Origin of the sequence: Serratia sp. LS-1 (assembly GCF_003719595.1) — a bacterium.
In the GTDB taxonomy this organism is placed as follows: Bacteria; Pseudomonadota; Gammaproteobacteria; order Enterobacterales; family Enterobacteriaceae; genus Serratia; species Serratia ureilytica.
The window spans coordinates 853834-876185 of record NZ_CP033504.1 but is presented as its reverse complement, the minus strand read 5'-3'; the positions used below and the strand labels follow the sequence as shown (position 1 = coordinate 876185).

Here is a 22352-nt window from a genome sequence, read left to right as displayed (position 1 = left end):
ATGATTACCCGTCATCGTATAGCCGGTTTACTGTTGTCCACGTTACTGCTTTCCAGCGGATTGGCCGCCGCCGCCCAAACGCCGGGCAAGGTGATTGCGCCGCTGCGCGGCACCATCACGCAAGTTGCCGACGGCAATCTGCAGCTGACCGACCGCAAGGGCGAGACACTCAGCGTCAAGCTGAACGATCAAACTAAAGTGCTCAGCGTTTCCAAAGCCACGCTGGACGATATCAAACCGGACAGCTTTATCGGCACCGCCGCCGTGCCGCAGCCGGACGGCACGCTCAAGGCACTGGAAGTGCACGTGTTCGCCGCCAGCCTGCGCGGCACCGGCGAAGGGCATTCGGCCTGGGAATCCGCCGACGGCAAAGTGGATACCATGACTAACGGCACCGTCGGTAAACTGGTGAAATCCAACGGCCGCACCCTGACCGTCACTTACGGTAACCAGCAGAAAACCGTCGTCGTGCCGGAAGACGTGCCGATCGTGACGCTGGATCCGGGCGATCTGAGCCTGCTGAAACCGGGCGTGCACATTGTGCTGTTCTCCGCCGTCAACGATAAGGGCGAACGCATCGCCACCCGCATTTCCGCCGGCAAAGACGGCACCGTGCCGCCGATGTAACCGGAGGAATGCCATGAAGACCAACGCGTCGCCGCCGGTGCATCGCTGGCCGGTTCGAATCACTCATTGGATCAACCTGTTCGCCATGGTGTGCATGTTCATGAGCGGTTGGGAAATCTACAACGCCTCGCCGCTGTTCGATTTCCGCTTTCCGCCGCAGATGACGCTCGGCGGTTGGCTGGGCGGCGCGATTGGTTGGCATTTGGCGGTGATGTGGCTATTGGCGCTCAACGCCGTCTGCTATCTGCTGTGGAGCCTGTTCAGCGGCCATTTTCGCCACGATCTGTTGCCGCTTCGCGCCGACGCGCTGCGGCAGGATATCTGGCTGGCGATGACGCTGCGCCTGCGCCACCGGCATGGCCGCTACAACGCCATTCAGAAACTGATGTACCTCGGCGTACTGGCGCTCGGCCTATTACTGGTGCTGTCTGGCCTGGCGATTTGGAAACCGGTTCAGCTGCAGGGATTGGTCGCGCTGTTTGGCGGCTTCGACTTCGCGCGCTACGTGCATTTCTTCGCCATGGCCGGCATCGGCCTGTTTGTGGTGATCCACGTATTTATGGTGGCTGTCGTGCCTAAAACCCTGTGGGCGATGATAACGGGTGGCAAACATGAATGAGAAAAAACAGCGGGCAACCGCGCCGACGCTGGAACCGGACCAAAAAAAGCAGCTGGTCAATCTGCAACGCCGGCTGATGTTGCGCTCCGGGCTGACGCTGGGCGGCATCGCCATGCTGACCGGGTGTAATCTGCAAGACGGCGATCGGGTGGATAAGGTGCTGTGGGCCATGTCGCGCTGGAACGACCGGGTGCAGGCCTGGCTGTTCAGCGGCCAGCGGTTGGCGCAAACTTACCGGCCGGACCAGATCACTCACCCTTTCCCCTTTAACGCATTTTACCCGGAATACAACGTCCCCGAGATCGATCTCGCCGGCTACCGGCTTGAGGTCGCGGGGAAAGTGGAGAAAAAAGCGCCCTGGACGCTGGAACAGCTGCAGCGGCTGCCACAGCAAAGTCAGATCACGCGTCTGATCTGCATTGAGGGCTGGAGCGCCATTGGTCAATGGGGCGGCGTGCCGCTGCGCACCTTTCTGCAGCACGTCGGCGCGGATCTGAATGCCGGTTACGTCGGCTTCAAATGCGCCGATCGCTACTACGCCAGCCTCGACATGGCCACCGCGCTGCACCCGCAGACCATCCTGGCGTTGGATTTCGGCGGCAAGGCGCTGCCGGCGGACTACGGCTACCCGCTGCGGCTACGCGTGCCGACCAAGCTGGGGTTCAAAAACGCCAAACATATCGCCGCGATCTTCGTCAGCGACGTCAATCCGGGCGGCTATTGGGAGGATCAGGGCTACAACTGGTTCAGCGGCATTTAGTTTTGCGCGGCGCTGCGCACAACCTTCATCGGCGGCTGGAGGATCGTCTCCGCCGCGGTTAATAATCTGTTCGTCACAAAGGGGATAACTATAGGAAAAATAATAGTAAAAAGGATTTTATCATGGATATTGATGTGAGGGAGTCACACACTGGAATAGCAGACACATACAGATATCAGATTGCCGTCAGAAAAGGTGATGGTAAATCGGCCATCTATCATTTGGATTTCAAGAGAATTGGGCAAAACATGCACCATTGGTTTGCCCCAGTGTATGTGGACACTGCTATCCTCAATAATGCTTTCTCTCTGGAATTTTATGATGTTAAGGCGTTGAGCGACGTAAACAGGCATCGGCGCTCAGCTTTCGATACCTATACTGCAATGCATTATACCCTTCTCCAACGCGAACGCTTATTCGTTGTTGGCATCGGGGAAACTCTTCTCAAGTTTGCCTATCAGTATCATGCCAGGATCATCTTAAGTGCACCGTTAAGGCCAGCATTAGCTAAAATTTATGATTTTTTGTTGAAAAAATACGCGCACAAAGGGCATTATTTATACAAAATAGAGTTTATAAAGGACGGCCTCTATGTCATCGAAATCCCACGTAGCCCCCATAGCATCCCATACTTGCCAACAGCACGTTAAGGAACAGCGCCTGAAAGAGATGCAAGCCTTCCACGAAGAGTGGTGGGAACAAAGGCGCCGCGAATGGCGTGAACGCGGCGGCGTTGAAGCCAGTGAACCGCCCGCACGTAGCATCGATACCGAACTTTCATCCTGATTCCGGTTCGTTCTTATTCTTCTTCTTCTTTTTCCGCCGTCAGCAATGCAATCCCCGCTTGCTCAATGGCCTCCCGCGCGGCGGCGGGCAACCCCTCATCGGTAATGATGGCGTCAAAGGCGGCGATCGGCAGCGCCAGATAGGTGGCGACTTTGCCGTATTTGGACGTATCGCTGAGCAGAATGCGGCGGCGGCTGGCCTCGACGATGGCCTTCTTCACCATCACCTTATCTTCGTTCGGCGTCGACAGGCCGCGCATGCTCCACGAAGAGGCGGAGATGAACGCCAGATCGATAAACAGACCGCGCAGCGCCTGCGCCGCCGCCTCGCCGACGCAGGAGCGGTTTTCCCGGCACACGGTGCCGCCGGTGTGGATGATTCGGCACTGGCTATGCTCTATCAGAAACCCGGCGATGACAAAGTCGTTGGTCACCACCGTCAAATCGTCACGTTCTCCGATCTGTTTCGCCAGCGCCAGCGTGGTGGTGCCAGCATCCAGATAGATACAGCTATTGGCGGGAATTTGCCGCGCCGCCAGCCGACCGATGGCGATTTTCTGCCGGCCGAACATCCCCTCTTTGGTCTGGTGAGAAGGTTCGCTCGCCACCCGTTCCGGCGCCTGCACACCGCCCGAGACCGACTGCACCGCCCCCTGCTCTTCCAGCTTTTGCACGTCACGGCGGATCGTCATATGTGACACCCCCAGCCGTTCGGTCAGCTCGGCGATGCTGACGACGCCGCGTTCGGATACCAGCGCAAGAATTTGTTGATGGCGTTCTACAGGTATCACGGTTCCCTCTCGTTGCTGCGGTGATAATAATTGTGATTTTACGTCAATTTTCGTTCGCCGATAGCCCTTATTTCTCGCAGCGTGACGGCCAGCGCAGTTAGGCCAGCCAAACATAAACTTATTTAAAAACATAATAGTAATGTTGATTTAGGCCAGAAATCGCACGAAAAATCCGTTTCACGCATTGTTAATTATTGTGATAACGATCGCGGATAATCGACCGACAAGCGCTTACATTTAACACAACAAAACAAATTATCACTAAAATTAACAGGAGTGCAGTATGACACACCCAGGGAATTATGCCGTTTGCGTCATCGGGCTGGGGGCGATGGGCATGGGCGCCGCGCGTTCATGCCTCCGCGCCGGATTGACCACCTACGGCGCCGATCTCAATCCGCAGGCGCTGGCGGCGCTGCAACAGGCCGGCGCGAAACAAACGGCCCCCAGCGCGCGCGACTTCGCCGCCGAGCTGGACGCCGTGTTGCTGCTGGTGGTAAACGCCGCGCAGGTGAAGCAAATCCTGTTCGGCGAGCAAGGCCTGGCGCCGCAGCTCAAGCCGGGCACGGCGGTGATGGTGTCTTCGACCATTTCCGCCGATGACGCCAAACAGATCGAGCAACGGCTGCTGGACTACGGCCTGGCGATGCTGGACGCGCCGGTTTCCGGCGGGGCGGCCAAGGCGGAAGAAGGCCAAATGACGGTGATGGCCGCTGGCGCCGACGCCACCTTCGCGCGCCTGCAACCCGTGCTGGACGCCATCGCCGGCAAGGTTTACCGCATCGGCGAAACCATCGGCCTGGGCGCGACGGTAAAAATCATCCACCAGCTGTTGGCCGGGGTGCACATCGCCGCCGGGGCGGAAGCCATGGCGCTGGCCGCTCGCGCCAACATCCCGCTGGACGTCATGTATGACGTCGTCACCCACGCCGCCGGCAACTCCTGGATGTTCGAAAATCGCATGCGCCACGTGGTCGACGGCGACTATACGCCCAAATCGGCGGTGGATATCTTCGTCAAGGATCTGGGGCTGGTGGCGGATACCGCCAAGGCGCTGCATTTCCCGCTGCCGCTGGCCTCCACCGCCTTCACCATGTTTACCGCCGCCAGCAACGCCGGCTACGGTAAAGAAGATGACAGCGCGGTAATCAAAATCTTTGCCGGCATCGATCTGCCGCAGAAAAAGGAGACGCTCTGATGCAGCTCGGCGTAATCGCGGATGATTTTACCGGCGCGACCGACATCGCCAGTTTTCTGGTGCAAAACGGCCTGCCGACGGTGCAGTTGAACGGTGTGCCGCAGGACGAAACGCCGGTCGGTGCTCAGGCGGTCGTCATCAGCCTGAAATCGCGCTCCTGCCCGGCAGAACAGGCGATCGAACAGGCATTGCAAGCGCTGACCTGGCTGCAAAAACAGGGCTGCCGCCAGTTCTACTTCAAATACTGCTCCACCTTCGACAGCACCGCACAGGGCAATATCGGCCCGGTGACCGACGCCCTGCTCGCCGCGCTGGGGGAAAATTTCACGGTTGTTTCCCCGGCGCTGCCGGTAAACGGCCGCACGGTCTATCAGGGCTACCTGTTCGTCGGGGAACAGCTGCTGTCTGAGTCCGGCATGCGTCATCACCCAGTCACGCCGATGACCGACAGCAACCTGCTTCGCCTGATGGAATCCCAGGCCGCCGGACGCTGTGGGCTGGTGACGGCGGCGGAAATGGATCGCGGCGCCGAGGCAGTCAGCGAGAAGCTGCAGCAATTGGCGCAGGAAGGCGTGCGCTACGCGGTGCTGGACACGCTCAACGAACGGCATCTGCTTACCCAGGGCGAAGCGTTGAAAACGATGAAGCTGGTGACCGGCGGTTCGGGCCTGGCGATCGGCCTGGCGCGGCAATGGGCGCAGAACGGCGAACGTTCGGCAGAGGCGGCCGGCGCGCCGCAGGGGGAAAAGGCGGCGGTGCTGTCTGGCTCCTGCTCCGTCATGACTAACCGGCAGGTGGCGCACTATCGCGAACGCGCGGCGGCGCAGGCCATCGATATCGACCGTTGCTTCGATCCCCAGACGCGCGCCGCCTACGCCGTCGAGTTGGCGCACTGGGCGCAGCGCCATGCCGGAGAAACGCTTGCCCCGCTGATCTACGCCACTGCATCGCCGGAGTCGCTGCAGCAAACGCAACAACGGCATGGCGCCGCCGCCAGCGAGGCGGTGGAAGCCTTGTTCGCCGAGCTGGTGGTGCAACTGCGCCAGTTGGGATTCAGCCGCTTTATCGTCGCCGGCGGCGAAACCTCCGGCGTGGTCACGCAGGCGCTGGGTATTCGCGGCTTCCATATCGGCCCCAGCATTTCCCCCGGCGTTCCCTGGGTGCGTGCCAGCGATCGAGCCATTTCCCTGGCGCTGAAATCGGGTAATTTTGGCGATGAAGCCTTCTTCGCGCGCGCGCAAACGGAGTTCCCGGTATGAGCATGACGATTGAACAGCAGGCGCGTGAAGAGATGGTGCGCCTGGGCGCCTCGTTTTTCCAACGCGGCTACGCCACCGGCTCCGCCGGCAACCTCTCGCTGTTGCTGCCGGACGGCGCGCTGCTGGCGACGCCGACCGGCTCCTGTCTCGGCGAGCTGCAGGCCGATCGCCTGTCTAAAGTGAGCCTGAACGGCGACTGGCTCTCCGGCGACAAACCGTCGAAAGAGATCAGCTTTCATCGGGCGCTCTATCTGAACAACCCCGAATGCAAAGCGGTCGTGCACTTGCATTGCACCTACCTCACGGCGCTCTCTTGCCTGCAGGGGCTGGACGCCGACAACGCCATCAAACCGTTCACCCCCTATGTGGTGATGCGCGTCGGCAAGGTGCCGGTGGTGCCTTACTACCGGCCCGGCGACGAAAGGCTGGCACAGGATCTGGCCCGCCTGGCGCCGACCCACCGCGCCTTTTTGCTGGCTAACCACGGGCCGGTGGTGACGGGTAAAGACCTGCGAGCGGCGGCGGACAATACCGAAGAGATGGAAGATGCGGCTCGGCTGATCTTCACCCTCGGCGATCGTCCGATCCGCTATTTGACCGCTGATGAAATTGCCGAATTACGGAGCTGAACCATGCCTAAATTTGCCGCCAATTTGTCGATGATGTTTACCGAGGTGCCGTTCCTCGATCGCTTTGCCGCCGCTGCCGCACAGGGCTTCAGCGCGGTGGAATTCCTGTTCCCTTACGAGCATCCCGCCGATCTGTTGGCCGAGAAACTGCGCGAACACGGCCTGCAACAGGTGCTGTTCAACACCGCGCCCGGCGATGCCGCCGCCGGCGAATGGGGGCTGGCGGCGCTGCCGGGCCGCGAGCGGGATGCGCGCGCCGATATCGATCGCGCGCTGGCCTATGCCATCGCCCTTTCCTGCCCCTGCGTGCACCTGATGGCCGGCGTGGTGCCCGCGGGCGCGGATCGACGGCGTTATCTCGACACCTTTATCGCCAATGCGCGCTATGCCGCCGACGCTTTTGCGCCGCACGGCGTCAAGGTGCTGCTCGAGGCGCTCAGCCCGCCGGTCAAACCCAACTACCTGTTCGCCAGTCAGCATCAGGCGGCGGAAGCGGTGGCGGCGATCGAAAGACCGAACGTGTTCATCCAGTTCGATTTTTTTCACGCGCAGTTGGTGGACGGCAATATCAGCGGGCTGCTGGAGACGCTGGCCGGGCGCTACGCGCATATCCAGATAGCCTCGGTGCCGGATCGTCATGAGCCCGACGAAGGCGAACTGAATTACCCGTGGCTGTTCGACAAGCTGGATGCGCTCGGCTATCAGGGCTGGATCGGTTGCGAATACCGCCCGCGCGGCGACACCGCCGCCGGGCTCGGCTGGCTGAAGCCTTACCGCTAAAGCCGCACGCCGACACCAGGAAATCGATTTTATAACAATGAAACGCACCCGTATCGCCACGCGGCGATCGCGGTGCCCAACGCTTACCCAACGAAAGGCTTTTTTCATGTCTACCTCTCTGCTGTTGCTGATTGCCGTACTCGGCGTGGTGCTGCTGTTATTGATGGTGATTAAGGCGAAGGTGCAACCCTTTGTCGCGCTGTTGGTGGTCAGTTTGCTGGTGGCGCTGGCCAGCGGCATTCCGACCGGCGAAGTGATGAAAGTGATGACCGCCGGAATGGGCGGCGTGCTCGGCTCGGTGACCATCATCATCGGTCTGGGGGCGATGCTCGGCCGCATGATCGAACAATCGGGCGGCGCCGAGTCGCTGGCGCAGCGTTTCAGCCAGGGTCTGGGGCCGAAACATACCGTCGCGGCGCTGACCCTCGCCGCGTTTATTCTCGGCATTCCGGTGTTCTTCGACGTCGGCTTTATCATTCTGGCGCCGATTATCTATGGCTTCGCCAAGGTCGCCAAAGTGTCGCCGCTCAAGTTCGGCCTGCCGATGGCCGGCGTGATGTTGACGGTACACGTCGCGCTGCCGCCGCACCCCGGCCCGGTCGCCGCCGCCGGCTTGCTCAACGCCGACATCGGCTGGCTGACCATTATCGGCCTCGCGATCTGTATTCCGGTCGGCGTTATCGGCTATTTCGCCGCCAACTACCTCAACCGCAAAACCTATCCGTTATCGATAGAGGTGCTGGAACAGCTGCAGCTGGCGGCGCCGGAGCCGCGTCCGGAAGATCACGCGCCGCTCAGCGATCGCATCAACCCGCCCGGCGCCGGCCTGGTGGCGGCGCTGATCGTCATCCCGATCGCCATCATCATGCTCGGCACCGTCTCCGCCACCCTGCTGCCGGCCGGCTCGGCGCTGCGCGACGCGCTGTCGCTGCTGGGCTCGCCGGCGGTGGCGCTGATGATCGCCCTGCTGTTGGCCTTCTATTTCCTGGCGCTGCGCCGCGGCTGGAGCCTGCAACACGCCGGCGACGTGATGGGGGCCGCGCTGCCGACCGCCGCGGTGGTGATCCTGGTAACCGGCGCGGGCGGCGTGTTCGGCAAGGTGCTGGTGGAGTCCGGCGTCGGCAAGGCGCTGGCGGAAGTGCTGACGGCCATCGGCCTGCCGCTGGTGCCCGCCGCGTTTATCATTTCGCTGGCGCTGCGCGCCTCGCAGGGTTCCGCCACCGTGGCGATCCTGACCACCGGCGGCCTGTTGTCGGAAGCGGTCAGCGGCTTGAATCAGCTGCAGCTGGTGCTGGTAACCCTGGCGACCTGTTTCGGCGGGCTCGGGCTTTCGCACGTCAACGACTCCGGTTTTTGGATCGTCACGCGCTATCTGGGGCTGTCGGTGGCCGATGGCCTGAAGACCTGGACGGTGTTGACCACCCTGCTCGGCCTGAGCGGCTTCCTGTTCACCTGGCTGTTGTGGCTGGCGGCGTGATTTCTCTGGCATACTGAACGCCGTTGTTTTTCATCGCCTTTCATCCTGTGCAGGAGCAGCAACATGACCGTAATCAACACCGCGCCCACGCTTATCACCGAACGCCTGCGGCTGGACGCGCACACGCTGGACGACTTCGACTCGCTGGCCGCGCTGTGGGCCGACCCGCTGGTGGTGCGCTATATCGGCGGCACCCCACGCGACCGGGAAGACTCCTGGGGGCGCCTGATGCGCTACGTTGGCCACTGGGCGCTGTTGGGATACGGGTATTGGGCGGTGCGTGACAAGCAGAGCGGCGAGTACCTCGGCAGCATCGGCTTCTCTAACTTCCTGCGCGACATCACCCCGGCGCTCGATGCGCCGGAGATGGGCTGGACGCTGGTGAGTTCGGCGCACGGCAAAGGCTATGCCACCGAGGCGCTGCGGGCGGCGCTGGCCTGGGGGAAAACGCACCTGCCGGGGGAAAAAACCGTCTGCATCATCTCACCTGAAAACCAGGCTTCGCTGGCGTTGGCGAAAAAGGTCGGCTTCAGCGAAAGCCACCGCAGCGAGTACCATCAAAACCCGATCGTGGTGATGCACTGCCCGCTTTGAATGCCTAAGCGCGTTGCACCGCCAACGCCGTCTGAATGAAGTTGTCCCGCAGCGCGTCGGTGCGCTGCGGATCCCAGGCGATACCGACCTGCCACTCCGTCTCCTCGCCGCTCAGAGGTAAAATGTCGATGCCGGCCGGCGCGATATGCGTGATGCTGTGCGGCAGCAGCGCGACGCCGACGCCGGCGGCAACCAACGCCAACAGCGTCTGGATGTCGCCGGCCTGCTGCACCACGTTCGGCGTCAACCGGTGAGCGGCGATAAACCGCAGCGACTGATCGCTCAGCCCGCGCCCGCGTTTAGGGGTCAATTGCAACAGCGGCAGCTGATTGAAACGCGCCATCAGATCGTCGGCGCGCAGCGCCAGTGCGCCCGGCGCGGCCAGCACCAACCTATCGCTCAGCAATGCCACACCGCACAGCGGCGTATTGACCGGCAAGCGCACGAACCCCGCCTGCAACTCTCCCTGCAGCAACAGCTGATACTGCCGCTCCGACGGCAGATCTTCGAGGCCAATCGCCACCTCGGGAAACCGTTGGCGAAAGGCGGCCACCAGCTGCGGCGCCAGATGAAAACTGGACAGGCCAAACCCCAGCGCCAGCCGCCCCGCTTCCCCGAGCGCCACCCGCCGCGCGCGCCGCTGAAACTGGTGATACTGCTCCACCAGCGCCTGCGCCTCCGGGTAAAGCCGCCGCCCGCCGGCAGTGAGCACCGCCCCTTGTCGGCCGCGCTCGAACAGCCGAACGTCAAGCTGGGCTTCCAGCGCCTGAATTTGCTTGCTCAGCGCCGGTTGGCTGATGCACAGCAGGCTCGCCGCCTGCCGATAGTTGCCCTGCTCCGCCAGCGCCACCAGGGCGCGCAGTTGTTTTATATCCATTCCATTAGGTTATCAAATAAGGAATTTAATTGATTATACAGTAATCAATTCGCCTGCTGTAATCAATGCAGACCCCAACCGGAGAGATCCCATGACCACCTCATTACGCGCCGCCACGGTGCAATTCCAGCATCGCGCCAATGACAAGAATTACAACCTGTCGACCATGGAACGCTTTATCGCGGAAGCGGCCGAACAACAGATACAGCTGTTGGCCTTCCCGGAAATGTGCGTCACCGGCTATTGGCACGTGCGCCATCTGTCCGACGCCGAAGTGCGGGCGCTGGCGGAACCGATCGTGAGCAGCCCTTCGCTGGCGCGCATTCGCCCGCTGGCTGAGCGTTACAACATGGCGATTGGCGTCGGGCTGATCGAGCTGGGCGATGACGGCCGGTGTTACAACGCCTATGCCGTTTGTCTGCCGGACGGCGAACTGCATGTGCACCGCAAACTGCATGCCTTCGAGCACCCGGCTATCGCCAGCGGCGACCGCTATACGGTGTTCGATACCCCCTGGGGCGTACGCGTGGGCGTATTAATCTGCTGGGACAATAATCTGGTGGAGAATGTGCGCGCAACGGCGCTGCTGGGCGCGGACGTGCTGATCGCCCCGCACCAGACCGGCGGCACCCATTCGCGCAGCCCGCACGGCATGAAGCCGATCCCGCAGGCGCTGTGGCAGCGGCGCGTGGAAGATCCGCAGGCGATAGAAGCCGCCTTTCGCGGCGAACACGGCCGCGGCTGGCTGATGCGCTGGCTGCCGTCGCGCGCTCACGACAACGGGCTGTTCTTGCTGTTCAGCAACGGCGTGGGCCGAGATGACGATGAAATACGCACCGGCAACGCGATGATCCTCGATCCTTACGGCCGGATCGTGGCGGAGACCTGGGCGGCGGAAGACCGGATGGTCAGCGCCGAGCTCGATCTGACGCTAATCCCGCTCAGCACCGGTCGCCGCTGGATCTACGGGCGGCGCCCCGAGCTGTACGGGTTGTTGACCGAGCCGCAAGGCTACGAGCGCGATGCCCGCAGCGCGCGCTTTTCGACGCAGCCGACGGGGCGCGGCGGTGAATGACAGATAAAAAAAATCCGCCCGGAGGCGGATTTTTTATGGGGCGGCAAACAAGGCCGCAGGTTCATGCCCGCAGGCACGAACACACTTAGAAGCGGTAGCCTACGCCAACGTTCCAGGTGCCAACGTCAACGCTGCGAATGCGGTTCTGCTCGTAACCGACATCCAGGGCAACGTTCTCGATTGGATTGAACTGCAGACCGGCGCCGTAGGTGAAGCCGTAGTCAGCGGTGTCGTGACGAGAAGTGCCGTTCTGAGCGTTGGTAGTGAATTTACCGTAACCCAGGCCAACCAGACCGTAGATGCTCGCCCAGTCATTGATGCGGTATGCTGGACCGGCAGAGATAGAGTTGTACTGAGCTTTGTTATAGAAACCGTCCTGAGAACCGTCCTTTTCCAGGTGGGTAAAGGAACCGATTACGCCCAGTGGGTTGTTGTCGAACTCGTAACGGTATTTCAGGTTGAAACCGTCGGCTTTGTTAGCAACGCCTTGGAAATCACCCTGCGCATAGCCAGCGGATACGGTGCTCTGACCAGCGAATGCGGTACCTGCGCTAACTGCTAATACGCAAGCTGCTACTGCGGAAAGACATGCAATTTTTTTCATAACCACCTCAAACGCGTTTTATTATTAAGTACATCCATTTGTTCATGCTTTGAAAATATAACAAAAATTAGCGTGAAACTCTGCCTTGAAATGAGTGTCTAATGCTTTATATCGTGTAACAGAAGATTTCAAGAACAGTGTATCTTCTTCTTTTCGCTCTATTTTCGGCCGTATTCTACGACTTTCTGTGACAAAAATCACCTATTTAATATCCAGATAATTCTTAAGAAAAAGCGCACTTTTTGACCAAATCCGCCACATCTCATCCGAGGATCGGCGGATTTCACCGCGATGCGCGCTTTTCTCAGACAGATTTTCGCCATTTCATTTACACTGCTCGCATCCCCGTTTCGACCGTTTTCTCAAGGCTGAGGAACGGCGCATAAAAGGCCCGTTAAGGATGTCGTTATCTACTGCCGGCAGAGCGCCCTCCGCGCTGCTGCCCATTTGTCTGTTAATCATCGCCATGGTGTCGATCCAGAGCGGCGCTTCGTTGGCCAAAAGCCTGTTCCCGATCGTGGGCGCGGAAGGCATCACGACGCTGCGTCTTTTCATTGGCACCCTGATTCTGTTCATCATCTTCCGCCCGTGGCGCATGCGCATCGCCGCCGGCAGCCGCTTGCCGCTGTTGATTTACGGCCTGTCGCTCGGCGCGATGAACTACCTGTTCTACCTGTCGTTGCGCACCGTGCCGCTCGGCATCGCCGTGGCGCTGGAGTTTACTGGCCCGCTGGCGGTGGCCATGTTCTCGTCGCGGCGGCCGATTGACTTCCTTTGGGTGGCGTTGGCGATCGCCGGGCTGTGGTTCCTGCTGCCGCTTGGCCACGGCGTAGGCGGAATCGACCCGTTCGGTGCCGCCTGCGCGCTCGGCGCCGGCGCCTGCTGGGCGGTCTATATCATCTTCGGCCAGAAGGCCGGCGGCGATCACGGCCCCGGCACGGTGGCGCTCGGCTCGCTGATCGCCGCGTTGGTGTTCTGCCCGATCGGCGCCTGGCAAACCGGCAGCGTGCTGTTCAACGTTGAGATTCTGCCGATAGCGCTGGCGGTGGCGATCCTCTCCACCGCGCTGCCTTATTCGCTGGAGATCATCGCGCTGCCCAAAATTCCGGCGCGCACCTTCGGCACCTTGATGAGCCTGGAACCGGCGATGGCGGCGTTATCCGGCATGCTGTTCCTCGGCGAACACCTGAGCGGCGTGCAATGGCTGGCGCTGGCGGCGATCATCGCCGCCTCCATGGGCTCCGCCCTCACCATTCGCCCCAAACCTCGCCTCGAAAGCCTTTCCTGATGACCCGACTCGCCTGCAGACCGCAACGTCGGAATGCAGGCGGGTTAACTGTTTTCCTCGTGACAAGTCGGCATACTTCCCCTTAGCCTGTATCGCAGGCTCTTTGGACTTTCGCTCACATGGAGAATAACAGTGATTCACAACAGCCTGTTCAACCCACGCTTCGGCCGCGGACTCGCGCCGGCGCTGGTTTCAACCCTGACCGAATTGCGCCGATGCGACCTGCCAGAACTGGCGCTGGGGCATCACCCGATCGACGGCGACAACATCTTTATGGACGTGATGACGCTGACCACCGCGCCGGCGGCGGAAAAGCGCGCCGAAATGCATCAGGAATACATTGCGCTGCATCTGCTGATCAGCGGTGAAGAGCGCATCGAATACGGTCTGGCGGGCAACGGACATCGCGAACAACCCCACGCGGAAAATAGCGATCTGCTGCTGCTGGACATCAAACGCCACCCGCAAACGCTGCACATGACGCACGGCATGTTCGCCCTCTTTTTCCAGATGGAGCCGCACAAGACCGGCTGCGTGTGGCAGCGGCCACAGCAAATCAAGAAAGCGGTGGTGAGGATCCATCACCGTCTGCTGCTGTGAACCTGCGGCAGCGCCCGTAGAAAATCGGCGGCCTGGCGGGGAGAACGCAGGCGCACGAAACGGCGTCCGGCGTCGGGACGAGCCATCTCCGCCAGGTATTTTCGCCGGTTCTTCGAGTAAGTGCGGATCGTCCAGAGCACGATCGACTCGCGGCTGAAGAAAGAACGGCGGAAGCTTTCCCGATTGCCGGTGCCCGGCCACAGCTCGCTTTTGCCGGCCGCGCGTCGGCACGCGCGGCGCACGGCCTGCCACAGCGTGCGGCCGAAACCGTAGTCCAGCCACAGAATATAATCGACCTCGCGCCACTTGATCGGCTGCGTGCGGCTGTAATTGCCGTCCAGCACCCAGCCATCCCCCGCTTCGGCCAGCGTCTGTTCAAGCCGCACCAGGAACGCGTCATCAGGCGTTCCCTGCCATTCGGGCCGCCAATACAGCCTGTCCATCTCGATATAGGGCACGCCAAGCCGTTCCGCCAGTTGACGTGCCAGGGTGCTTTTACCGCTGCCGCTGGTGCCGACGACGTTAATTTTCATTATTCGCCTATAAAGAGAGAGGATAATTGCCCTACTGTAGCGGCATCAATTACCGCTATCAATATGAATGGATGAGAAATTAACACTACGATAACAAAGCGGATATTTAGCCGAAGCCCGCAGGCGAAAAAATAAAATAACCAGGGTAAATTTTCACAGCCATAAACAATAAATCAGCGAATGATAAATAATTATATTTTTCATGGTGTTGCATTAATTAAAAATTCAACCAGATCCATTATTCGTAGGCTAACCCTATTTGTGCAATAGCCATTTTCGTCCGGCAAAAATAAACAGCCCTGCTATAATTGATCCCGTAACGAAATAGGACAACGACTAATCAAGAGGATATCTGATATGAGTACCGCTAAACTGGTGAAAACGAAATCTTCTGATCTGCTGTATACCCGTAACGATCTGGACGAAAAAATCAAACTGGCCGCCATCAAGGCGCTGAACCATCAGGTCGTGCAATTCATCGATCTTTCGTTGATCACCAAACAGGCGCACTGGAACATGCGTGGCGCGAACTTTATCGCGGTTCATGAAATGCTGGACGGCTTCCGCACCGCCATCATCGAGCACCAGGACACCTTCGCCGAGCGCGTGGTGCAGCTGGGCGGCGTGGCGCTGGGTACCGTACAGGTGGTGAACGATCGCACGCCGCTGAAAAGCTATCCGACCAATATCCACAGCGTGCAAGAACACCTGAAAGCGCTGGCCGATCGCTACGGCGCGGTGGCGAATGACATCCGTAAGGCCATTACCGAAGTGGAAGACGAAGACACCGCCGACATGTTCACCGCCGCCTCGCGCGATCTGGACAAGTTCCTGTGGTTCATCGAATCCAACATCGAATAACGCCGCAGCGCGTTGCAGACCGCCCGTCGTGCCGGGCAGAACAGGCTGGGCTTCGCCCGGCCTGTTTTCTTTTGCGCGGCCGTTGAATTGTGCAAAAAACGGCCCATATTAAACGGTAGGTTTCCCTTGTCAGGAGGTCATGATGGCCAGCGGCTGGGCGGCGGACGGCGCCGTACAAGATCAGATTGATTCTACCGTCGACGATGCGGTGCAGCGCGCGCGTGATGCACTCGGGCATGGCGAGAGCGAACGCTATTGCCAGGAATGCGGAGAACCGATCCCCGAGGCGCGCCGCAAGGCGCTGAAGGGGGTGCGTTTTTGTGTCGCCTGCCAGGCCGAACAAGACAAAAAACACGCGGCCAGCAGCCTGTACAACCGGCGCGGCAGCAAAGACAGCCAGTTGCGCTAGCATTATCTGCTCCCCTTTTTCCCCCTCTCGCAGTCACGCTTGCACCGTCAATGGATCATGAAAGTTAGAGTTAGTTATCAATATTGAAGCAAAAACGTTAAAGAACGGTTGTTTCACAGCCAAAATTTGGTTAATGATAGCCCCGTGCACCAAGATAATTCTTACGCACCATTTCGGTGCCTCATTGTGGTGCATAACCATAACTATTCGCCGTCACGGCACAACATCACGCAGTAACTCTTTGTTTTTATATTAGTTGAAAACATGGCACGATTTTTTCATGGCACCAACTGCAATATAAAAAATGGGTAATCCGCAACCTGTACAGGAATTCCTCTCATGAAGTCGATTTTTAAAGTCTCCCTGGCCGCACTCTCCCTGGCCTTTGCCGTAAGTTCCCACGCAGCAGACAAACTGGTGGTCGCCACCGACACCGCTTTCGTTCCTTTTGAGTTCAAGCAAGGCGACAAATACGTCGGCTTCGACATCGACCTGTGGGCCGCCGTCGCCAAAGAGCTGAAGCTGGACTACACCCTGAAACCGATGGACTTCGGCGGCATCATTCCGGCGCTGCAGACCAAAAACGTCGATCTGGCGCTGGCCGGCATCACCATCACCGATGAGCGCAAGAAAGCCATCGACTTCTCAGACGGTTACTACAAAAGCGGCCTGCTGGTCATGGTCAATGCCGACAACAACAGCGTGAAAGGCATCGACGATCTGAACGGTAAAGTGGTGGCGGTGAAGAGCGGCACCGGCTCGGTGGATTACGCCAAGCAGCACATCAAAACCAAGGATCTGCGTCAGTTCCCGAACATTGACAACGCCTATATGGAACTGGGCACCAAGCGCGCCGACGCGGTGCTGCACGACACGCCAAACATCTTATACTTCATCAAGACGGCCGGCGCCGGCAAGTTCAAAACCGTCGGCGATTCGCTGGAAGCACAGCAGTATGGTATCGCCTTCCCTAAAGGCAGCGATGCGCTGCGCGAGAAGGTGAACGGCGCGCTGAAAACCCTGCGCGAGAACGGCACCTATAACGAAATCTACAAGAAGTGGTTCGGCACCGAACCTAAGTAAGCGGTGAACTTGGCACGCTATTAACTTAAGCACAGGGGGTCGCTTAACCCCCTGCGCTTCGTTGTATCTGATACCCACGTTTGGGATCACCGGGAGAAATATCATGCAGTTCGACTGGAGCGCCATCTGGCCCGCCATTCCTATCTTGTTAGAGGGCGCCAAAATGACCCTGTGGATTTCGGTCCTCGGTCTGATTGGCGGCCTGATCATCGGCCTCGTCGCCGGCTTTGCCCGCACCTACGGCGGATGGATCGCCAACCACATCGCGTTGGTGTTTATCGAAGTGATCCGCGGCACGCCGATCGTGGTGCAGGTGATGTTCATCTACTTCGCCCTGCCGATGGCGTTCACCGATTTGCGCATCGATCCGTTCACCGCGGCGGTGGTGACCATCATGATCAACTCCGGCGCCTACATCGCGGAAATCACCCGCGGCGCGGTGCTGTCTATCCATAACGGTTTCCGCGAAGCCGGGCTGGCGCTCGGCCTGTCGCGCCGCGAAACCATCCGCTACGTCATTATGCCGCTGGCGCTGCGCCGCATGCTGCCGCCGCTGGGCAACCAGTGGATCATCAGCATCAAAGATACCTCGCTGTTCATCGTGATCGGCGTGGCGGAGCTGACCCGTCAGGGTCAGGAAATTATTGCCGGTAACTTCCGCGCGCTGGAAATCTGGAGCGCCGTGGCGGTTATCTACCTGATTATTACTCTGGTGCTGAGCTTCGTGCTGCGTCGTCTGGAAAGAAGGATGAAAATCCTGTGATTGAATTTAAAAACGTCTCCAAGCATTTTGGCCAAACCCAGGTGCTGCACAACATCGATTTGAAGATCGACAAAGGCGAAGTGGTGGTGATCATCGGACCGTCCGGCTCCGGCAAGTCCACCCTGCTGCGCTGCATCAACAAGCTGGAAGAAGTGACCAGCGGCGATCTGATCGTCGATGGCCTGAAAGCCAACGATCCGAAAGTAGACGATCGGTTGATCCGCCAGGAAGCCGGCATGGTATTCCAGCAGTTCTACCTGTTCCCGCACCTGACGGCGCTGGAAAACGTCGCCTTCGGCCCGATCCGCGTGCGCGGCGCGAAGAAGTCCGATGCGGAAAAGCTGGCGCGCGAGCTGCTGGCCAAGGTCGGTCTGGCGGAGCGCGCCCACCACTACCCGTCCGAACTGTCGGGCGGCCAGCAGCAGCGCGTGGCGATCGCGCGCGCGCTGGCGGTGAAGCCGAAAATGATGCTGTTCGACGAGCCGACCTCCGCGCTCGATCCGGAGCTGCGCCACGAAGTACTTAAGGTGATGCAAGACCTGGCCGAGGAAGGCATGACGATGGTTATCGTCACCCACGAAGTCGGCTTTGCCGAAAAAGTGGCGTCGCGCCTGATCTTTATCGACAAGGGCCGGATTGCCGAAGACGGCAACCCGCACGATCTGATCAACCATCCGCCGAGCCCGCGTCTGCAGGAATTCCTGCAGCACGTTTCCTGATCCTGGCGGTTTAACGGCGGGCGCGCCACGCGCCCGCCGCTTTCATTCCGCACGCTCTCCCACGCCCCATCGCGTTTCCTTTCCTACTATATTGATTGTTTTTCATCGTATTGCTCTGACATCCGCCGATCACAGAACGCCAAAGAGAGGAACCATGCCGCCAAACGCAGACTCCCGACGAGGTTCTCATCTGCGAGAACACCTGCTTTTCCTGCTGCTGCTGTTGACCCTGAGCGTCTTCGCACCACCGGCGCTGGCGCAAAATGCGCCGCCTGCGCCCGCCGACAAGAGCGAGCAGCAGAAAGCCGCCTACGCCGCGCTGGCCGATCTGCTGCAAGACGACCAAGCGCGCGCGGAACTCATCGACCACCTGAAACAGACCGCCGGCGACGCTGCGGCCGCCGCGCCGACAACGCCGGAGGAATCGACGCCCGCTACGCTGAGCGACAGCCTGAACTCGCTGGCGCAGGAAGGCATCGGCACCTTTAACCAGAAGCTCGGCGCGCTGCAAAAGCTGATCGATTCCGGCCCGAAGCGCGTTTTCAATCCCGCCGGCTTTTTCCGCGCGCTGGGCTACTTTCTGCTGACGGTGGCGGTCACCTTTGCGCTGTTCCACCTGATCCGCCGGCTGATCGCGCCGCTGTACAAGCGCATGGGCAGTTGGGGGCACAACGCCAGGCTGCAGCGCGGCCCGTGGTATAAGCGCCCCGCCGCCATTCTCGGCGCTTTCGCCATCGATCTGCTGGTGCTGCTGCTGGCGCTGGCGGCAGGCAACCTGTTTGCCCGCCACGTCCACGCCGACAGCGCCACCATTCTGCGGCTGCAGACCCTGTTTCTCAGCGCCTTCGCGGTAATTGAATTTTTCAAGGCGGTGCTGCGGCTGATTTTCGCCCCCAGCTTCGACTATCTGCGCCCGTTCCCCTTCAGCGATCGGAGCGCACGCTATTGGAACACCCGCCTCGCCTGGCTCAGCGGCCTGATCGGCTATGGCCTGATGGTGGTGGTGCCGGTGGTGGCGGTGCAGATCAGCTATTCGGCCGCCGCCGCCGTCAACCTGGTGGTAATGCTGGCGCTGACGCTATACGCCATTTGGCTGATCCTGCACAACCGCAAACCGATACAGCAACAGATCAACCTGCTGGCCGAACGGTCGATGGCGTTTTTCAGCGTGATTCTGCGCGGGCTGGGGCATGTCTGGCACCTGCTGGCGATCGCCTATTTTCTGGTGCTGTTCGTGCTGTCCCAGTTCGACATCGGCAACAGCCTGCGCTTTATGATGAGCGCCACGGTAAAAAGCCTGCTGGTGGTCGGTGTCGGCGCTCTGCTGTCCGGCATGCTGACCCGCTGGATTTTCCGCCGCATTTCGCTGCCGACCGACGTCAATTTGCGCTATCCGATGCTCGAGCGGCGCATCAACTCTTACATCCCCAACGGGTTGAAGATACTGCGGGTGATGGTGGTGCTGGCAGTGACGCTGTTTCTGCTCGATGCCTGGCATCTGATCAACCTGTATCAATGGGCGGGCAGCGAAAATGGCCAGCGGACGCTCGGCGGGCTGGTGCATATTCTGCTGATCCTGTTGATCGCCGTGTTCAGCTGGACGCTGATGGCCAGCATCATCGAGCACCGCCTGGCGCTGGAGCTGAGCAACGGCGTGCGGCCGAGCGCGCGCGAACGCACGCTGCTGACGCTGTTTCGCAACGTGTTGGCTATCGTTATCAGCACCATCACCGTGATGATCGTGCTGTCGCAGGTCGGACTGAACATCGCGCCGCTGCTGGCGGGCGCCGGCGCGCTGGGGCTGGCCATCAGCTTCGGCGCCCAGACGCTGGTGAAAGACGTGATCACCGGCGTGTTCATCCAGTTTGAAAACGGCATGAACACCGGCGAATACGTGACCGTCAGCGGCATCACCGGCACCGTGGAGCGCATGACCATCCGCTCGATCGGCCTGCGCGACGACTACGGCGTCTATCACATCGTGCCGTACTCTTCGATCACCACGTTGGCCAACTATGCGCGTGAGTTCGGGGTATACCGCGCCAATTACACCGTCAGCCGCGACGAGGACATCGATCGGGTCAATGAGGTGCTGCATCAGGCCATCGAGGCGCTGAAGCAGGATGAACAGGTGAAGCATTTCCTGATTGGCGAGCCGGTCTTCAACGGCGTGGTGGCGCTGGGCGATCGCTCGTTCACCACCCGCGTGACGGTGCGCACGCAGGCGCTGAAACAGTGGGTGGTGCAATACGCCCTCGACCGGCTGGTGAAAATCCATTTCGATCGGGCCGGCATCGGCATGCCGCAGCAGGCGATGCAGATTTCCCGCGCGCCGCAGCCGCATGACGAGCAGGCGCCGCCCGCGGCGATCTGAGGTTAGCGCCCGCGCCCGCAGGGCTGAGCGGCCAGGAAGGCCGCCACGTCCTGCCGGTAGGCATCGTATTGCACCGAGCGCGGGGCAAACAGGCCCACCACGTTGATCAGCCACGGATGGCGCGCGAACAGCGGCTTGACCATCACATGATCGGCCTCGTCGATGCGCGTCACCGTCAGCAGCGAGGCTGGGATCGTTTGCCGATACACGCGCTCGGTTTCGTCCGCGTCCACGTTGACGTCGCGCCCGCCCAGGATCAGGTGCACCGGCGTGGCGAAATGCCGCAATCCCGCCGTCGCGTCGCTGGCCATGTTGGCGCGAATAAAGCGCCAGCGGTCGGCGCTCAATGCAGCGGCGGCGCCAGACTCACGGCGGTACTGTTCGTAACCGTCCGGCTGTTCGAGCAATGTTTGGATGTGGCGCCAGTGCGCCTCGCGCGCGGCGATCGACGCTTCATCGTCCCCTGCCGCCGCCATCGCCGCCCGGGTGTTGTAGCGCCCCTGCCGCAGCCAGTTGATCGCCGGCGCCACCGCGAGCGTAAACGCGATGTCGGGGCGCAAACGCGCCACCTCCGGCATCACCCACCCCGCCTGACTGGTGCCCCACAGCCCCACGCAGCGCGCATCGAAGCGCCCGTCCCGCCGGGCCCAGTCGATGATATCGACGGTTTCCCGCGCGCGATCCGCCATGGTCTGATGCAGCCAGTTGCCGCCGGAGCCGCCCACGCCCGGCTTATCGAAGGATAAAACCGCATAGCCCTGCTGCGCCATCGTCTCCCAAATGCCGTAATAGCCTTCGTCGCGGCTGGCGTTGGCCGGTCCATCGCCGTGCACGAACACCACGACGCCGGGCTTCACCGGCGCATGCTCCGGCAGCACCAGCGTGCCGGTCAGCCGATTGCCGCCGGCGGTCACCACGACCGGTTCGGTGACAAAGCGAAAGTCGTTGACGTAAATCACCCAGCCGAGCACCGGCAAGAGCAGCGCCACGAGACACAGCCCTATTCTGCGCACGTCGCCTCCCCGCTGCGTTTCTCCATCAACACCCAATCGGCCTGGCCGAACAGCAAGCCCAGCGAGGCGTAATGTTCTTCGCGCCGCACCTGAAAACCGCAGCGCTGATACAGACGCTGCGCATCGACGTTGCGCCGGCTGACGTGCAGGCTCAGGCGCCGGCCTGCGCCTTGTTCGGCGGCGTAGTCGTTCATCCACTGCAGCAGTCGCCTGCCCACGCCTTTGCCGCGCTGACTCTCGGCCACCGCCAGGTAGGAAAGATACAGCTCATCGGCCGCCGGGGTGTGCTGCAACACCGCAATTTGCAGATACATACGCCAAACGTTCAGCCAGCCATAGCGGCGACACAGCCGCCAAATCGGCAAGGCGTGCGGACGCAGCCCGGCGCGGTTCTCGCCATCGATGGCATTCAGGGCAAAGGCCGCCACCACCTGTTCATCCTGTTTCACCACGAAGCTGCGCTCCCGGCTGCCGCTTTGCTTCCAACTCCACAGCCGATAGAACAGACGCCACTGAAGGTGGGCGCTCAGACGGCGCGCGCGCTGGAATTTGTCGCAGAACGCGGCGTAGATCAACGCCGCCGTTTGCAGGCGGTCAGCGTTGCGATAAGGCTCAATGTGCAACATATCAACCT

25 protein-coding genes are annotated in these 22352 nt (G+C 60.5%); 19 read left to right on the top strand and 6 right to left on the bottom strand.

Translation table 11 applies throughout. From position 1 onward, the window contains the following. The 4 genes from EDY99_RS04335 to EDY99_RS04320 all read left to right on the top strand — a co-directional run bounded on the left by EDY99_RS04335 (nucleotide 1) and on the right by EDY99_RS04320 (nucleotide 2656). Nucleotides 1–627, top strand: a complete 627-nt coding sequence (locus tag EDY99_RS04335; RefSeq protein ID WP_046686683.1) for a hypothetical protein — start codon at nucleotides 1–3, stop codon at nucleotides 625–627. A 13-nt stretch (nucleotides 628–640) separates the two neighbouring features. After that, nucleotides 641–1246 (top strand): cytochrome b/b6 domain-containing protein, encoded by a 606-nt coding sequence (locus tag EDY99_RS04330; RefSeq protein ID WP_123061497.1) that lies wholly within the window; start codon nucleotides 641–643, stop codon nucleotides 1244–1246. Further along, the gene (locus EDY99_RS04325; RefSeq protein ID WP_033650565.1) at nucleotides 1239–2006 is read left to right on the top strand and encodes a molybdopterin-dependent oxidoreductase; all 768 of its coding nucleotides are present in this window, start codon (nucleotides 1239–1241) and stop codon (nucleotides 2004–2006) included. Before EDY99_RS04330 ends, EDY99_RS04325 begins: the two co-directional genes overlap by 8 nt. A 122-nt stretch (nucleotides 2007–2128) precedes the next feature. Further along, nucleotides 2129–2656, top strand: coding sequence for a hypothetical protein (locus tag EDY99_RS04320; RefSeq protein WP_101453356.1), 528 nt, complete (start codon nucleotides 2129–2131; stop codon nucleotides 2654–2656). A 149-nt stretch (nucleotides 2657–2805) separates the two neighbouring features. Here the strand turns inward: EDY99_RS04320 and ygbI are convergent, their stop codons facing one another. After that, on the bottom strand, nucleotides 2806–3582 hold the full coding sequence (gene ygbI / locus EDY99_RS04315) for a DNA-binding transcriptional repressor YgbI (RefSeq protein ID WP_033642400.1): 777 nt from the start codon (nucleotides 3580–3582) through the stop codon (nucleotides 2806–2808). Between the two features lie 283 nt (nucleotides 3583–3865). Here ygbI and ltnD point away from each other — a divergent pair, with 283 nt between their 5' ends. From ltnD to EDY99_RS04285, 6 genes are all read left to right on the top strand, one after another. Continuing rightward, nucleotides 3866–4780 (top strand): L-threonate dehydrogenase, encoded by a 915-nt coding sequence (gene ltnD / locus EDY99_RS04310; RefSeq protein WP_033642399.1) that lies wholly within the window; start codon nucleotides 3866–3868, stop codon nucleotides 4778–4780. Next, nucleotides 4780–6039, top strand: coding sequence for a 3-oxo-tetronate kinase (otnK, locus tag EDY99_RS04305; protein WP_123061496.1), 1260 nt, complete (start codon nucleotides 4780–4782; stop codon nucleotides 6037–6039). The genes ltnD and otnK overlap by 1 nt, the downstream gene beginning before the upstream one ends. Continuing rightward, on the top strand, nucleotides 6036–6668 hold the full coding sequence (locus EDY99_RS04300) for an aldolase (protein ID WP_089191378.1): 633 nt from the start codon (nucleotides 6036–6038) through the stop codon (nucleotides 6666–6668). The genes otnK and EDY99_RS04300 overlap by 4 nt, the downstream gene beginning before the upstream one ends. Nucleotides 6669–6671: 3 nt before the next feature. Further along, nucleotides 6672–7448 carry a 2-oxo-tetronate isomerase gene (gene otnI / locus EDY99_RS04295; RefSeq protein ID WP_089191377.1) on the top strand — a complete coding sequence of 259 codons (777 nt, stop codon included), beginning with the start codon at nucleotides 6672–6674 and terminating at the stop codon, nucleotides 7446–7448. Nucleotides 7449–7554: 106 nt separating this feature from the next. Further along, on the top strand, nucleotides 7555–8925 hold the full coding sequence (locus EDY99_RS04290) for a GntP family transporter (protein WP_033642396.1): 1371 nt from the start codon (nucleotides 7555–7557) through the stop codon (nucleotides 8923–8925). 63 nt (nucleotides 8926–8988) lie between these two features. Continuing rightward, nucleotides 8989–9519 carry a GNAT family N-acetyltransferase gene (locus EDY99_RS04285; RefSeq protein ID WP_033650561.1) on the top strand — a complete coding sequence of 177 codons (531 nt, stop codon included), beginning with the start codon at nucleotides 8989–8991 and terminating at the stop codon, nucleotides 9517–9519. A gap of 4 nt (nucleotides 9520–9523) precedes the next feature. Here EDY99_RS04285 and EDY99_RS04280 read toward each other — a convergent pair whose 3' ends face one another. After that, complete coding sequence (locus EDY99_RS04280) at nucleotides 9524–10396, bottom strand: LysR family transcriptional regulator (protein ID WP_123061495.1); 873 nt, start codon at nucleotides 10394–10396, stop codon at nucleotides 9524–9526. Nucleotides 10397–10487: 91 nt separating this feature from the next. Between EDY99_RS04280 and EDY99_RS04275 the strand changes: the two genes are divergently transcribed. Continuing rightward, nucleotides 10488–11471, top strand: coding sequence for a nitrilase family protein (locus EDY99_RS04275; RefSeq protein ID WP_046686678.1), 984 nt, complete (start codon nucleotides 10488–10490; stop codon nucleotides 11469–11471). 85 nt (nucleotides 11472–11556) lie between these two features. Here EDY99_RS04275 and ompX read toward each other — a convergent pair whose 3' ends face one another. Further along, entirely contained in the window at nucleotides 11557–12075 is a 519-nt protein-coding gene (ompX, locus tag EDY99_RS04270; protein WP_019454480.1) for an outer membrane protein OmpX, read from the bottom strand. Nucleotides 12076–12475: 400 nt separating this feature from the next. On the opposite strand from ompX, the gene rhtA reads away from it, so the two are divergent. Further along, nucleotides 12476–13363, top strand: coding sequence for a threonine/homoserine exporter RhtA (rhtA, locus tag EDY99_RS04265; RefSeq protein ID WP_033650558.1), 888 nt, complete (start codon nucleotides 12476–12478; stop codon nucleotides 13361–13363). Nucleotides 13364–13495: 132 nt separating this feature from the next. Further along, on the top strand, nucleotides 13496–13963 hold the full coding sequence (gene nanQ / locus EDY99_RS04260) for an N-acetylneuraminate anomerase (protein WP_033642391.1): 468 nt from the start codon (nucleotides 13496–13498) through the stop codon (nucleotides 13961–13963). On the opposite strand, the gene EDY99_RS04255 is transcribed toward nanQ, so the two are convergent. After that, complete coding sequence (locus EDY99_RS04255) at nucleotides 13945–14496, bottom strand: shikimate kinase (protein ID WP_123061494.1); 552 nt, start codon at nucleotides 14494–14496, stop codon at nucleotides 13945–13947. The two genes, nanQ and EDY99_RS04255, sit on opposite strands and share 19 nt — an antisense overlap. Nucleotides 14497–14853: 357 nt before the next feature. On the opposite strand from EDY99_RS04255, the gene dps reads away from it, so the two are divergent. The 6 genes from dps to ybiO all read left to right on the top strand — a co-directional run bounded on the left by dps (nucleotide 14854) and on the right by ybiO (nucleotide 20705). Then, entirely contained in the window at nucleotides 14854–15357 is a 504-nt protein-coding gene (gene dps, locus EDY99_RS04250; protein ID WP_016928514.1) for a DNA starvation/stationary phase protection protein Dps, read from the top strand. Nucleotides 15358–15499: 142 nt separating this feature from the next. Next, nucleotides 15500–15766, top strand: a complete 267-nt coding sequence (locus EDY99_RS04245) for a DksA/TraR family C4-type zinc finger protein (RefSeq protein WP_033650555.1) — start codon at nucleotides 15500–15502, stop codon at nucleotides 15764–15766. A gap of 339 nt (nucleotides 15767–16105) precedes the next feature. Beyond that, nucleotides 16106–16849 carry a glutamine ABC transporter substrate-binding protein GlnH gene (gene glnH, locus EDY99_RS04240; protein WP_016928516.1) on the top strand — a complete coding sequence of 248 codons (744 nt, stop codon included), beginning with the start codon at nucleotides 16106–16108 and terminating at the stop codon, nucleotides 16847–16849. A 103-nt stretch (nucleotides 16850–16952) separates the two neighbouring features. Then, nucleotides 16953–17612: a glutamine ABC transporter permease GlnP gene (glnP, locus tag EDY99_RS04235; RefSeq protein WP_004939229.1), complete on the top strand. Its 660-nt coding sequence runs from the start codon at nucleotides 16953–16955 to the stop codon at nucleotides 17610–17612. Next, nucleotides 17609–18331: a glutamine ABC transporter ATP-binding protein GlnQ gene (gene glnQ / locus EDY99_RS04230; protein WP_004939230.1), complete on the top strand. Its 723-nt coding sequence runs from the start codon at nucleotides 17609–17611 to the stop codon at nucleotides 18329–18331. Before glnP ends, glnQ begins: the two co-directional genes overlap by 4 nt. A gap of 154 nt (nucleotides 18332–18485) precedes the next feature. Continuing rightward, on the top strand, nucleotides 18486–20705 hold the full coding sequence (gene ybiO, locus EDY99_RS04225) for a mechanosensitive channel protein (protein ID WP_069100746.1): 2220 nt from the start codon (nucleotides 18486–18488) through the stop codon (nucleotides 20703–20705). A 2-nt stretch (nucleotides 20706–20707) separates the two neighbouring features. Here ybiO and EDY99_RS04220 read toward each other — a convergent pair whose 3' ends face one another. Both EDY99_RS04220 and EDY99_RS04215 read right to left on the bottom strand, forming a co-directional pair. Further along, entirely contained in the window at nucleotides 20708–21718 is a 1011-nt protein-coding gene (locus EDY99_RS04220) for a S9 family peptidase (protein ID WP_089196784.1), read from the bottom strand. Further along, on the bottom strand, nucleotides 21706–22344 hold the full coding sequence (locus EDY99_RS04215) for an N-acetyltransferase (RefSeq protein WP_101453361.1): 639 nt from the start codon (nucleotides 22342–22344) through the stop codon (nucleotides 21706–21708). Before EDY99_RS04215 ends, EDY99_RS04220 begins: the two co-directional genes overlap by 13 nt. Between the last annotated feature and the right edge of the window lie 8 nt (nucleotides 22345–22352).